The sequence below is a fragment of the Syntrophaceae bacterium genome (assembly GCA_013177795.1).
In the GTDB taxonomy this organism is placed as follows: domain Bacteria; phylum Desulfobacterota; class Syntrophia; order Syntrophales; family UBA2192; genus UBA2192.
Genome location: JABLXY010000002.1, coordinates 928,902 through 941,462 on the forward strand (window position 1 = coordinate 928,902; position 12,561 = coordinate 941,462).

Here is a 12,561-nt window from a genome sequence, read left to right on the forward strand (position 1 = left end):
TGCCCTTAAGGCTTGTCCGAACTTCCTAACTTCCGATCTTCTTAACTTCCGTCTTTTTGCGGTGGCAGTCTGACCTCGACGAACCTGCGGTAGCCGATGGCGTTGAACTGGTCGATCAGGGCGGAACCGAGCGTGTACTCGACCGTCCCGTCGGGCAGGGGCGATTCGACAACGAGCTTTCCGTGCTTGCGGAAGCTCTGCTGCACGACGAGGTCGGCCAGGCGGATCACCGCCAGGGGCGAGAGCGACCGGTGCAGAAGGGAGAAATGTTCGCACAGGAGGGCCTCTTCCAGGTAACGGGGCAGTTCGTACTTCCTGAGGATGGCGAGGCCCAGCAGGGGGTGCCGGGCGGATACGAACGCCTCGTCCAGGGCAGTTGCCGCGCGGATCTCGTACAGGGCGGCGGGGATCCGGCCGATCTCGAGCAGGAGCGACCCCATCTCCACCTGCTCTACGGCCGCGCTCTTGAAGCCCAGCTCCTCGGCCAGGATGCGGCCGAGAATGGCCCTCGAGAAGCTCCGGCCCGCCAGGGGCTCCAGGGCGGGGTCGAGCAGGAACAGGGCGAGCGCCAGGATGTAGATCTTCGACGGCTTCATCCCCATCCGCAGGACGACCTTCGTGAAGCTGCCGGCGTCGCCCGGTCTCACCTTGCCGAAGAGGACCACGGAGTTGGCGCGGGCCAGCATGCGGGCGGCGATCTGCTCCTTGATCCTGAACTTGAGCTGTTCGATCTCGTGCTGCTGGGCGTCCTCGTTGTCCAGGACGAGGAGCACGGAGGGGTCGAAGCCGAGATTGAGCTTCTCGATGATCGAATCGTGAATGTCGGACAGCAGCGCGAGCTCGGGCGCGGGGATGTCCCGTTTCAGCTCGGCCGCCAGACTTTCCATCGTGCTGCTCATGGGGCTCCTGACGGCGGGGTGCGGCACCCGCCCGCGGGGGCCCCCGAATGATGACCTGACCACCGGCGGTCAGTGGGTGTGCAGGGCGCAGGTGAGGTTCCGCATCCGGTGTCGTTCGAGGTCAGAAAGAGCGTGAGAAAAATGAGTCCGTTCGTCGCGTGAGATCCAGGCTCGGGTTTCGCCGTGCCGATGGTCAGGTCATTCGCAGCACTTCTCCGCACGAGGAATGAAGCAATAACCGTACCATGGCCGGCGGGGGCGCGGCGGGGAGCCCTCCGCTGCCGCCGGCGGCCCGGGCCGGCCGAAACCGTTGCAGGTGGGTGAGAGGATGGTGAAAAGCGGCATCAAGAGATCCCGGAAGTCGGGTCTTCCCCCCGGCAGCCTGGTGCACATCGGACCGGAGCGGACGGAGAAGATCCGGGTCACCGTGGTCGACTACGGGGAAGATCACTTCGAGGAGCGGGAGATCGGGTCGCCCGCCGAGCTGGCCCCGTACTGCGGGAAGTCGACGGTCACGTGGATCGACGTCGTCGGGATCCACGATCCCCGCGTGATCGAGGAGATCGGCGGCCAGTTCCACGTTCACCCGCTGCTGATGGAAGACATCATGAACACGACCCAGCGGCCGAAGATCGACGACCTGGGCAAGTACATCTGCCTCATCGTCAAGCTGATCACCTACGACGACGCGGCCGGGGAGCTCCGCATCGAACAGCTGAGCATCGTGTTCAACGACGATTTCGTCCTGTCCTTCCAGGAGTCCGACAGCGGGATCTTCAGGCCGCTGCGCGACCGGATTCGAAACGGCCTCGGGCGGATCCGCAGGATGGGGACGGACTACCTCGTCTACACCCTGCTGGACGCCGTGGTGGATCATTACTTCGTCGTGATGGAGAAGATGGGGGAGACGATCGACCGACTCGAGGACGAGGTCGTGGCGGCCCCGAAGCGCGAGACGCTGCAGAGCATCCAGAAGCTCCGCGACGAGATCCTGCTGGTGCGCCGCTCCGTGTGGCCGCTGCGCGAGGTGGTCTCCCTTCTCGAGCGGGCCGAGTCGCCGCTGCTCGACAAGACGACGGCCATCTACTTCCGGGACGTCTACGAGCACACGATCCAGGTCATGGACACCGTGGACACCTACCGGGATATCCTCTCGGGGATGTTCGACATCTACCTCTCGAGCATCAGCAACCGCCTCAACGAGGTCATGAAGGTGCTCACCGTGATCGCGACCCTCTTCATGCCGCTCACCTTCCTCGTCGGCGTCTACGGGATGAACTTCGAGTACATGCCCGAGCTCAAGTGGCGCTACGGCTACTTCCTGGTGTGGGGGGTCATGATCACCGTGGCGCTTGCCATGCTCATCGCCTTCCGGCGGCGCCGCTGGATCTAGGCGGCGGACACGGGACGGGGCGCCCGTGCAGCGACCCGTTCAGGCCGTCAGCTCCCCGACGGCCCTCAGCAGCTGCGCCGTGTCCACGGGCTTTGCAAAGGCGCGGTCCGCGCCGAGCAGCGTCGCCATCGACAGGTAGCTTTCGGGCCCGATCCGGCCGCCGCCCGAGATGGCGATGACCGGTACGTCCGGGGTGAGCCTGCGGAGTTCCATCAGCGTCTCGATCCCCTCCTTCTCGGGCATCAGGATGTCCGTGATGACGAGGTCGGCGGGCTGCTTCCGGTGCAGGGAGAGTGCCCGGGCGCCGTTCTCCGCCGTTTCCGTGTCGTAGCCCGCCCGCCGCAGCAGCCGGTCCAGCATGTCGCGCACGAGCGCGTCGTCGTCGACGATCAGGATTCTCTTCATGGCGTCTCGTTCCTTGTCTGCCCGTCGAGCACGGCCCGCACCTCCAGGGCCAGCTGGCCCAGGAAGAGAGGCTTCAGCAGGAATCGCCGGATGCCCATGGCCAGGGCCTCCGCCTCCCCGATGCAGTCGCTGTACCCCGTGCAGAGAATGACGGGCGTGCCGGGCCTGCAGCGCAGGATCTCGCATGCCAGCTCGGCTCCCGTCATGCGCGGCATCGTCATGTCCGTGATGACCAGGTCGAAGCCCCCGGGGTCCTCCCGGAAGAGGCGGAGGGCCGCCGGGCCGTCCTGGACGGCCGTCACGCGGTAGCCGAGCGCGGTGAGCATCCGGGACAGGGCCTCCGCCAGCGGGGCCTCGTCGTCGACCAGCAGGACACGCTCGGTCCCCCGCGGGAGCGGCCCCGCGGGAGGCTCCGGCCTGGGCCCCGCGGTGCCGAGGGCCGGGATGAACACGTCGAAGGTGCTGCCCCGCCCCGGTTCACTGTGCACGAGGACGGCGCCCCCGAGATTCTTCACGATGCCGTGCACGACGGACAGGCCGAGCCCGGTGCCCTCGCCGGGCGGCTTCGTGGTGAAGAAGGGATCGAAGATCCGGTCGAGAATCGACGGGTCGATCCCGTGGCCCGTGTCGCTGACGCTGAGGCGGACAAACGCCCCCGTTGCGCCGCAGCGTGTCCCTCCGGGCAGGGCGCCTGCGGGCGGTGCAGCGTTGTCGACCCGGATGCAGAGCCTCCCGCCCGCCGCCCGCATGGCGTGGGCCGCGTTGGTGCAGAGGTTCATGATCACCTGGTGGATGCGGGCCGGGTCGGCGAGGATGACGCTGTGCGACACGGCGGACTCGACGGAGATGTCGATCGTGGCGGGCAGGGAGGAGCGAAGGAACTTGACGACCTCCTTGGTCAGCGGGACGACGTCGAGGGCCTGCTGCGCCTGTTCCACGGGCCGGCTGAAGGCCAGGATCTGGTCAACGAGGGTTTTCGCCCGGTTGCAGGCGTTGAGGATCTGCCGGAGGTTCCACCGTGTCTGGTCGTCGCCGGCATCCTGCAGGCTCAGCTCGGCGAAGCCGATGACGGCGAAGAGGATGTTGTTGAAGTCGTGGGCGATGCCCCCCGCCAGCGTTCCGATGGCTTCCATCTTCTGAGCCTGGTGGAGCTGCCGCTCGAGCTGGCGCCGCGCCTGCTCCTGCCGGGCCCGGTCGGAGAGGTCGAGCACGAAGGCGCCCAGGTGCCGCTTGACCCCTGCGTCGTCGCGCGAGACCCAGGCCGTGACGGACACGGGCACGCGCCCTCCCTCCTTCTTCGTGTATTCCTTTTCGTAGGTCACGGCAGGCTCCCGTTCGAGATGCCCGGGGATCTGCCTTTCGAACTCCCGGTACTCGGGCGGCGTGATCTCGTCGAAGCGGCGCGCACGCAGCTCCTCGAGCCCGTAACCGGTGATGGCCTGGAAGGCCCGGTTGGCCTCGAGGAGGCGGCCGTCGAGACCGCAGACGGCGATCCCGATGGGGCAGGTCTCGAAGAGCTGGCGGTACTTGTTTTCGCTCGCCCGCAGGGCCTCCTCGATTTGCTTGCGGTCCGTGATGTCCCGCGCGACCCCGATCAGGGAGACGGGGTTCCCGGCGGTGTCGCGCAGCAGCCGCGCCGACACCTCGACCCAGCAGGCGGAGCCGTCCTTGCGCAGGGCCTCCAGCTCAACCCGGACGACCCGGGCGTCGTCGACGCCGGGCGCAAACGGCCGCCCGATCTCCTCGGCGAGCAGTGCCCGTATCGGCTCCCGATGGGCCGGGGCGATATAATCCTGCAGGGTGAGGGACGGCCAGTCATCGGCGCTCCACCCGAGTATCCGTTCCGCGGAGGGGCTGACATAGGTGAACCGGAGATTTGTGTCGGCAGTCCAGATGATGTCCGAGACGTTCTCGGCCAGCAGCCGGTATTTCTCCTCGCCGGCGCGGAGCCGTTCCTCCGCCTCCCGCAGCTCCGTGACGTCCTGGTGCAGCGACAGCAGAACGTCCTTGCCGCCGAGCCGAACGATCTCGGCCGACCAGAGGGTCTGGCGCAGCCTCCCGTCCTTCGTCCGGCGGGCGACCGGCGCGTCGCGGACGCGGCCCTCCCGGCGGAGACGGGCGACCAGGTCCTGCCGGACGGCGGAATCGGCCCAGAACCCCATCTCGACGGAGCTCCGGCCGATGATCTCGTCGCGGGCGCAGCCGAGCATCTCCAGGAACCGCTCGTTGACGTCGATGTAGCGCCCCTCGTCGATCGTGGCGATCGCCAGGGGCGCCGGGCTCGCGTGGAAGGCCTTGGAGAACCGCTCCTCGCTGAGACGCAGGGCCTCCTCGACCCGCTTGCGCTCGGTGATGTCCTCCACGACGCCCTCGATGAAAAGCGTCCGGCCCCCGCCGTCCCGGACGACGCGGGCGTTGAGGGCCGTCCAGATCACGCGGCCGTCCCTCCGCCGCATGCGGACCTCGAAGCGCTCCAGGGTGCCCCGCTGCTGCAGGATGTCCAGGCACCGCCTGCGGTCTTCCGCATCGACGAAGACCTGTCCGGCGATGTCGGTCACCGTCTCGACCATCTCGTCAGGGGATGCGAAGCCGAAGATGCGCGCGCAGGCGGGGTTGACGCGGAGGAACCGGCCCCCGGGGGTGGACTGGTAGATGCCCACGAGCGAGTTCTCGAAGATGGCGCGGTAGCGCTCCTCGCCCAGGCGCAGGGCCTCCTCGGCGAGTTTCTGCTCCGTCACGTCGACGACCAGGGCCGGCAGCGCGGCCGGCTCTTCCCCGCGGGGCGGCGGCGCCAGGATGCAGGCGTACCAGCGGTCATCCCGCCGGCTGCGGGTCTCCCGGCGCTGTGTCCCGCCCTGCCGGACGAGATCGGCCCTGCAGCCGGGGCAGGGGGCGTCGAGCCCGAAGAGGAAATCGTGGCACAGCTCGCCCGTGCCGTCGCGCCCCATGGCCCTGCGGGCCGCATCGCTCATGGACTCGATGCGATGACCGGGGCAGAGGATGTAGAGCATCCCGCCGAGGGCATCGAGGAGCGCCCCGGGATCACAGGCGGCCCGGCGCCGTGTGTCGGTCGAAGCGCACCGGTTTGCCGGCTTGCCCGTGGACAGGGTCCCGCGGTTCTTTCCCCTGGATTCGGTCTTCCGGGCGGTCACTCTGCGCATGGCTTCGATTCCTGAAGGTGCAGGCGGGCTGTTGCCGGCGGTATGCCCGGCGAGCCGCTGCCGAAAGGCCGATGCGGGAGGGGGAACAGAGAGACGCCGATCCTGCTGTCGAAAATCGGCCGCCCGAGGCGCCTGCACTCTGGATCAGAATTATGCAAGAAAAGTGCCCCGGAACCGGCGAGAAAGCTCAGCCGAGCCCGAACAGGGCGGGTAGGAAGGTCGACAGGGCCGGGAAGGCGATCACGATGCCCAGCGCGAGCAGCATGGCGAGGATGAAGGGGACGATCGCCCGGGAGACTTCCTCGAGGCGGATCTGCGCGAGGTTGCAGACGACGTAGAGGTTCACCGCCACGGGCGGGGTGAGCTGCCCGATGGCGAGGTTCACCGTCATGACGACGCCGAACCAGATCGGGTCCCATTGAAAGAGTTTGATGATGGGAATGAGGATGGGCAGGAAGATGTAGTAGATGGAGATGGCGTCCATCAGCATGCCCGCCGCGAAGAGGATGACGTTGATCATGAGCAGGACGGCCCAGGGGTTCTGCGAAACCGTGAGCAGATAGCCCGAGAACTTGTCCATGACGCCCAGCGTGGAGCCCGTCCATGAGTACAGGCCGGCGAAGGCCACGATGATCATGATGACCGCCGAGGACAGCACGGCGTCGCGCAGCAGGGCGTAGAGGTCGCCCAGGCGCAGTTCCCGGTGGATGACCATGCCCACCAAAAGCCCGTAGAAGACGGCGAAGACGGCCGCCTCGGTGGGCGTGAAGACCCCGCCGTACATCCCGCCGAGGATGATGAAGGGGGCCGCCAGCCCCCAGACGGCCTCCGTGAAGGCCTTCCAGATCTCCGCGGGCGTCCCCCAGCGCTCGCCCCGCCAGCCGTTCTTCCAGGAGATCACGAAACAGGGCAGGATCAGGAAGAGCCCCACGAGCAGGCCGGGGATCGCCCCCGCGGCAAAGAGCGCCGAGATGGACGTCCCCGTGATGACGCCGTAGAGAATCAGGGCGATGCTGGGCGGGACGATGATCGCAAGGGAGCCCGCTGAAGCGATGAGCGCGGCCGTGAAGGGCTTCGCGTAGCCCCTGGCGGCCATGGCCGAGATCAGGATCGCCCCTAGGGCGGCCGTGTCGGCGGGCCCGGACCCGGAGATGCCGGCGAAGATGAGGCCCACCACCACCGTCACGATGGCCAAACCCCCGGGGATCGGCCCCACGACGAGGCTGATCAGGTGGACGAGGCGCCGGGAGATCCCGCAGCGCTCCATGATCAGGCCGGCCAGGATGAAGAAGGGGATGGCCAGGAGCTGAAACTTTGCGATCCCCGCGTAGAAGTTGGGCGAGATGCCACGGATGCCCAGGTCGAACTGCCAGATGAGCAGGCAGGCCACGGCCGCCAGCGACGTCGCGACGGGGACGCCGAGGACGAGGGCCGCGATGAAGAGGCCGAAGAGGAGCGCCGACTCCATCAGGTTCCCCCCCGTATTTTCCCAACGGTGGCCTCGATCACCCGCACGGCGATAAGGAGACATCCCACGGGGATGGCCAGGGTGTACCACCATTGCGGGATGCCCAGGGCCTCCGTCGTGATCGCCATCTCGATTTCATCCCGGATGTGAATGAGGCTGAAGCGGAAGAGGACCGCGCAGACCGCGAGCATCAGGCCGCCGGAAAGGGCGGCGACGGCCTTGCGCCAGGCCGCGGGCAGCCGGTCGGCCAGGTACGTGAAGCCGAGGTGCAGCCCGCGCCTGAAACAGGCGGCGCCCCCGAGCATGGTGACCCACACCAGGAGCGCCACCTCGATCTCTTCCGTGAAGGCGAAGGAGTAGTGGATGAAGTAGCGGGTGAGCACGTTCGCGAAGGCGAGGATGCCCATGGCGGCAAGCAGGACGACCGACACGGCCTCCTCGAAATGGCGGGCAAGCGCTCTCACCCCCGTTCCCCCGCCCGCCCTACTTCTTCTTCGGGGCCGGCTTCTTCGCCGGAGCCGCCGACCGGGCCACGGCCTCCTCGGCCGCCTTGACCAGGTCCGCCCCGATCTCCCTGGCCCACTTGTCGTAGACGGGCTTCGTCTTGGCTTTGAAGAGCTTGATCTCGTCGGCCGTGAGCACCGTCACGTCCATGCCGTTTTTCCTGAGCTCGTCCATGGAGTCGGTGCTGCCGAGCAGCCCCTTGCGCGCCTCGGCCTTCTGCCACGCCGTCGCCTCCAGGGCCGCCTTGCGGAGGATCTCCTGGTCCTTCTTGTCGAAGGTCTTCCAGGTCTCGCTGCTGGCCAGCAGGATCAGGGGGTCGATCACGTAGTGCCAGAACGTGCAGTACTTGTGGACCGTCCAGAGCTTGTAGGGGATGATGATCCCCGTCACGGGGTTCTCCTGGCCGTCGACGGTGCCGGACTGGAAGGCGGTCAGGGCCTCGCCCCAGTTCATCGAGACGGGGTTCGCGCCCAGGGCCTTGAAGGTGTCGATGAAGATGGGCGAGCCGACGACGCGGATCTTCAGCCCCTCGAGGTCCTCGGGCTTCCGGATGGCGCGCTTGCTGTTGGTGATCTCGCGGAACCCGTTCTCCCCCCAGCCCAGGGCCACGGCGCCCTTCTCCTCGAGGGCCCGGTAGATCCTCTTGCCCACGGGGCCGTCCTCGATGGCGTCGAGGGCCTTGTAGTCCGGGATCAGGAAGGGGAGGGAGAAGAGGTTGAGCTCCTTGACCGTGGTGGACCAGTTGATGGTGGAGCCCAGGGCGAAGTCCGCCACCCCCTGCTTGACGAGCATGAACTCGTTGGTCTGCTTGCCGGCGTAGAGCTGGCCGCTGAAGTAGACCTTGATGTTGATCTTGCCGCCCGTGCGCTCCTTGACGAGATCGGCGAACTTCTGCCCCCCTTGTCCCCAGGCCGTCGTGGGCCCGACGACGATGCTCATCTTGTACTCGGGCTTGTAGTTTGCCGCCGATGCCGCCGCCGCCCCTCCCAGGGCAAACAGCACAACCGTGACGATTCCGACCCAGCGTCTCATGATGTCTCCTCCTTTCTTGGTGCAAGAACGGCCCCGCCGGCCTGCCGGGGACGATGTCGCTGCCTCGGTCAGTGTTCCCGCCCGTTGGCGTTGGGTATGGAGATCCGCAGCGTGCCGCCGCGGCCGAAGATGTCGTGCAGGTGGATGTAGCCCTTGAGGGTGCCGTTCTTCCCCGTGACGACGAGCGTGGTGATCTCGAGGGTCTCCATCGTCTCCACGGTCTTGGCGAGGGTTGCGTTCTCGTCGATCGTCCGGGGCGTTTTCGTCATGATGTCGTCCACGGGGATCGCCTCGAAGCGCACCCCGCGCTTGACGCAGCGGCGCACGTCGCCGTCGGTCAGGATCCCCTTGAGGCGGTTCCGGCGGTCCGTGACGAGGACGAAGCCCAGGTTTCGCCGGTCGATCTCCTCGACGGCGTCCAGCGCCGGCGCGCCCGCATAGACCCGGGGGATCCTGTCGCCCGTGATCATGGCGTCCTTCACCCGGCTCATGAGACGCTGGCCCAGCGTCCCGCCCGGGTGAAACTTGAGGAAGTCCTTCTCGCCGAAGTTGCGCCTCTCCGTGAGGGCCACGGCCAGCGCGTCGCCCATGGCGAGCGCCGCCGTCGTGCTCGAGGTGGGCGCCAGGCCGAAGGGGCAGGCCTCGCGGGCCACCCCCACGTCGATGACGATGTCGCTTGCGCGGCCGAGGGTCGATCCCGGGTTGCCCGTCAGCGCGATGAGCGGCAGTCCGATCGGGGCGATCCGGGCGATCAGCTCGTTGAGCTCGGCCGTCTCGCCGCTGTTGGATATGGCGATGAGCACGTCGCCCTTCGTGACGATGCCGAGGTCCCCGTGCATCCCCTCCACGGGGTGCAGGAAGATGGCCGGCGTGCCCGTGCTCGTGAAGGTGGCCACGATCTTGCGGCCGATGAGGCCCGATTTGCCGATCCCCGACACGATCACGCGACCCTTGGCCCGGTAAATGGTGTCAACGGCCTTCGTGAAGTTCTGATCGAGCTTGGGGATGAGCCCCAGGATGCACTCGGCCTCGATCTTCAGGACCTCGCGGGCCTGCTTGAGGGCGTCTCCGCCCTTTTTCGTCTTTTTCATCCCGTGCCCCGCAACCGCCGGAACGGTTTTGTATACAAGAGTTGTTGACTATCAAATCTTCGCCGTCATGACAAGGCACAATTTGCCCGTTCGCAGCACGGCCTTGAAACTTGGGGGCCGGTGGGGTAAGGTCCGGCGAAAGGCCTGGGCCGCAAGGGGGTGCGGGACATGGAGATCCGGAATTATGCGCTGAGCGTTGCGACGACGTCGAAGACGGACCTCATCGACATCACGCGGGAGGTCTCGCAGAGGGTCCGCGAATCGGGCATCACCGAGGGCAGCGTGCTCGTCTTCGTGCCGGGCTCGACGGCGGCCCTGACGACCATCGAGTACGAGAGCGGGGTCATCGAGGACCTCCGGGAGGCCATCGAGCGGCTTGCCCCGGAGGCGCTGCGCTACCGTCATGACGCCCGGTGGGGCGACGGCAACGGCTACGCCCACGTGCGGGCGGCCCTGCTGGGCCCGTCCCTGACCATTCCCGTCATCGGGGGCAGGCCCGTGCTGGGCACCTGGCAGCAGGTGATCCTGTGCGATTTCGACAACCGGCCGCGCAAGAGGCAGGTGGTGGTGCAGGTGACGGGCGTCAGGCAATAGGCATCGGGCGGAAGGCAAAAGGCAAAGAGGCTGCTTTACCCGTCACCGCTGCTGACCGAACAGGGGATCGGCCGGCATCAGAAGGGCTGCCGACTCAAAGGGGCTGAGAACGAATGCGTGTGTTGATCCGCGGCGGGAGCATCGCGGCCGGCGTCGGCGTTACTCGCGGGTACGCCGATATCCTCAGGGATCGCTGCGCCCCGCTGGGCACGGAGATCATCAACCGCTCGCGGCCGGGGGAGACCTCGTTCGACGCGGTCGAGACCTTCTCCGCGGACATCGAGCCCTGCCGCCCCGACATCCTGGTCGTCCATTTCGGCATCGACGACGCCTTCTCGGCGGTCTACCGCTCCGAGTTCAAGGAGAACCTCGTCCGCCTCGTCCGGCTTGCGCGCCGGAAGCTCTCGGCCGCCGTCGTGCTCTCCACCTCGCACCCCCTGCCCGATCCCGACGAGCGGGCCGCCGTCGACGTGTACTACCGGACGATCCGCGAGGTGGCCGCGGACCTGGACTGCGGCACGGTGCCCGTTCACACCGCCTGGGCGGGCTACTGCATGGACCGGGGCCTCACGGGCTCTGCCTTCTTGCAGGCGGACCCCCGGCTGCCCGACGAGGAAGGGCACGGGCTCTACGCGGCTTTCCTCGGCGTCTGCATCGACCGCCTGCTGTGACCCGCAGGCGCTGCGGCGCCGTTTCCGCATCGATGACGCCCCCCGATTGGCACGAAACTTGTTTCCGCTGATACGGAGAATGCCTTTTCGAGGGGTGCAGCGATGCTGGTCCGTTACTGGATGTCCGAATCCCCGATCGTCGCGCTGGAGAAGACCAGCCTGTACGAGGCGCTGAACCTGATGCTCAGGCACGACATCCGGCGCCTCCCCGTCGTGTCGCCCGAGAACAAGCTCTGCGGGATCGTCACCCTCTCCGACCTCTACCCCTTCGTCCACCCCATGAAGCTCAAGGGGGAGCTTCCGCCTGCGGACGCGGAAAACCTCAAGAAGCACACCGTGGCGGAGGCGATGACGCGGGAACTCGTCACCTGCGGCCCGAACACGGCGCTGGAGGACGTGGGGGCCCTGCTGCGGGAGAAGAAGATCGGCGCCCTGCCGGTCCTGAAGGACGACCGCCTTGTGGGCATCATCACCGACTGCGACGTCCTCGAGGCCCTCTGCGGCATTGCACGCGCGGGCGACAACAACGTGCGCATCTGCTTCAGCGTGCCCGCCGGGGAGAAGCAGAATGTCATTTACGATGTCGTCGAGCTGTGCAAGCGCTGGCGGCTCGACCTGCAGACGGTCCTCGTCCACCCCTTGAGGGGCAGCAAGCGGTGCCTCGTCATGATCCGGGTGGAGGGACCCCGGATGGATGAGTTCCTCAAGTCCCTATGGGACATCCACTACCAGGTGCTGATCGTCAGCGACGGGACGGACAGGGGACGGGCGAGGCGCTGAAGGAACTGCAAGGACGGAAGTTGGGAAGTTGTGAAGTTCGGAAGTTAGAGAAAGAGGGGAGCATGCAGGGGTTGTTCAGCCCCTCCGAGCTTCGCAACTTCTCAACTTCAAAACTTCCTCTCCTACAGGAAGGGGACGAGGCTGTCGATCAGGATCAGGTGCCACACCGTGACGGCGCTGTAGAGGACGGCGGCCACGGCGAGGCAGACCCGGGCCATGCGCATGTGCACGTAGCCGCTCAGCAGGATGACGGAGAAGGAGACGAGGCAATACTTCCAGACCCAGAAGTAATCGCCGAAGGCCGCGATGGCGCCCCGGGCGATCGGGTTGACCTCCCAGCCGCCGTGGGCGAGGATAAAATCCGTGAAGACCGCGTCGGCCAGGTTGAGGACGATCACCAGGACGGCCAGGAAAAAGACCATGGGGTTGTCTATGCGGGCGCACAGGGCCTGCACCCACGGGTTCGAGGTCTGAAGCGGGCTGCCGTGTCCTTCCGTCACGATTCCCCTCCTGCGCGTCCGGGCCGCCTTCCCGTTCCGGGGATATCCAACCACGAAACCCCG

The 12,561-nt window shown here is 67.0% G+C and carries 12 protein-coding genes; 4 read left to right on the forward strand and 8 right to left on the reverse strand.

Features of this window, described 5'->3' with window-relative positions; translation table 11 throughout:
• Positions 1 to 41: 41 nt before the first annotated feature.
• Positions 42 to 887, reverse strand: coding sequence for an HDOD domain-containing protein (locus HPY67_09365; GenBank protein NPV04927.1), 846 nt, complete (start codon positions 885 to 887; stop codon positions 42 to 44).
• Positions 888 to 1,227: 340 nt separating this feature from the next.
• Here HPY67_09365 and corA point away from each other — a divergent pair, with 340 nt between their 5' ends.
• Positions 1,228 to 2,292 (forward strand): magnesium/cobalt transporter CorA, encoded by a 1,065-nt coding sequence (corA, locus tag HPY67_09370; protein ID NPV04928.1) that lies wholly within the window; start codon positions 1,228 to 1,230, stop codon positions 2,290 to 2,292.
• A gap of 39 nt (positions 2,293 to 2,331) precedes the next feature.
• Here the strand turns inward: corA and HPY67_09375 are convergent, their stop codons facing one another.
• The 6 genes from HPY67_09375 to HPY67_09400 form a co-directional block, all read right to left on the reverse strand.
• Positions 2,332 to 2,697 carry a response regulator gene (locus HPY67_09375; GenBank protein NPV04929.1) on the reverse strand — a complete coding sequence of 122 codons (366 nt, stop codon included), beginning with the start codon at positions 2,695 to 2,697 and terminating at the stop codon, positions 2,332 to 2,334.
• The gene (locus HPY67_09380; protein ID NPV04930.1) at positions 2,694 to 5,858 is read right to left on the reverse strand and encodes a PAS domain S-box protein; all 3,165 of its coding nucleotides are present in this window, start codon (positions 5,856 to 5,858) and stop codon (positions 2,694 to 2,696) included. Before HPY67_09380 ends, HPY67_09375 begins: the two co-directional genes overlap by 4 nt.
• A gap of 187 nt (positions 5,859 to 6,045) precedes the next feature.
• Positions 6,046 to 7,326, reverse strand: a complete 1,281-nt coding sequence (locus HPY67_09385) for a TRAP transporter large permease (GenBank protein ID NPV04931.1) — start codon at positions 7,324 to 7,326, stop codon at positions 6,046 to 6,048.
• Positions 7,326 to 7,790: a TRAP transporter small permease gene (locus HPY67_09390; protein ID NPV04932.1), complete on the reverse strand. Its 465-nt coding sequence runs from the start codon at positions 7,788 to 7,790 to the stop codon at positions 7,326 to 7,328. The genes HPY67_09385 and HPY67_09390 overlap by 1 nt, the downstream gene beginning before the upstream one ends.
• Before the next feature lie 19 nt (positions 7,791 to 7,809).
• The gene (locus HPY67_09395; GenBank protein ID NPV04933.1) at positions 7,810 to 8,862 is read right to left on the reverse strand and encodes a DctP family TRAP transporter solute-binding subunit; all 1,053 of its coding nucleotides are present in this window, start codon (positions 8,860 to 8,862) and stop codon (positions 7,810 to 7,812) included.
• A gap of 68 nt (positions 8,863 to 8,930) precedes the next feature.
• Positions 8,931 to 9,953 (reverse strand): KpsF/GutQ family sugar-phosphate isomerase, encoded by a 1,023-nt coding sequence (locus HPY67_09400; GenBank protein NPV04934.1) that lies wholly within the window; start codon positions 9,951 to 9,953, stop codon positions 8,931 to 8,933.
• Positions 9,954 to 10,121: 168 nt separating this feature from the next.
• On the opposite strand from HPY67_09400, the gene HPY67_09405 reads away from it, so the two are divergent.
• The 3 genes from HPY67_09405 to HPY67_09415 all read left to right on the forward strand — a co-directional run bounded on the left by HPY67_09405 (position 10,122) and on the right by HPY67_09415 (position 11,998).
• Positions 10,122 to 10,547 carry a YjbQ family protein gene (locus HPY67_09405; GenBank protein ID NPV04935.1) on the forward strand — a complete coding sequence of 142 codons (426 nt, stop codon included), beginning with the start codon at positions 10,122 to 10,124 and terminating at the stop codon, positions 10,545 to 10,547.
• A 113-nt stretch (positions 10,548 to 10,660) separates the two neighbouring features.
• The gene (locus HPY67_09410; protein ID NPV04936.1) at positions 10,661 to 11,218 is read left to right on the forward strand and encodes an SGNH/GDSL hydrolase family protein; all 558 of its coding nucleotides are present in this window, start codon (positions 10,661 to 10,663) and stop codon (positions 11,216 to 11,218) included.
• A gap of 102 nt (positions 11,219 to 11,320) precedes the next feature.
• A complete protein-coding gene (locus tag HPY67_09415; protein NPV04937.1) occupies positions 11,321 to 11,998 on the forward strand; it encodes a CBS domain-containing protein in 678 nt (225 codons plus the stop codon).
• Between the two features lie 122 nt (positions 11,999 to 12,120).
• Here HPY67_09415 and HPY67_09420 read toward each other — a convergent pair whose 3' ends face one another.
• A complete protein-coding gene (locus tag HPY67_09420) occupies positions 12,121 to 12,498 on the reverse strand; it encodes a hypothetical protein (GenBank protein ID NPV04938.1) in 378 nt (125 codons plus the stop codon).
• Positions 12,499 to 12,561 lie beyond the last annotated feature (63 nt).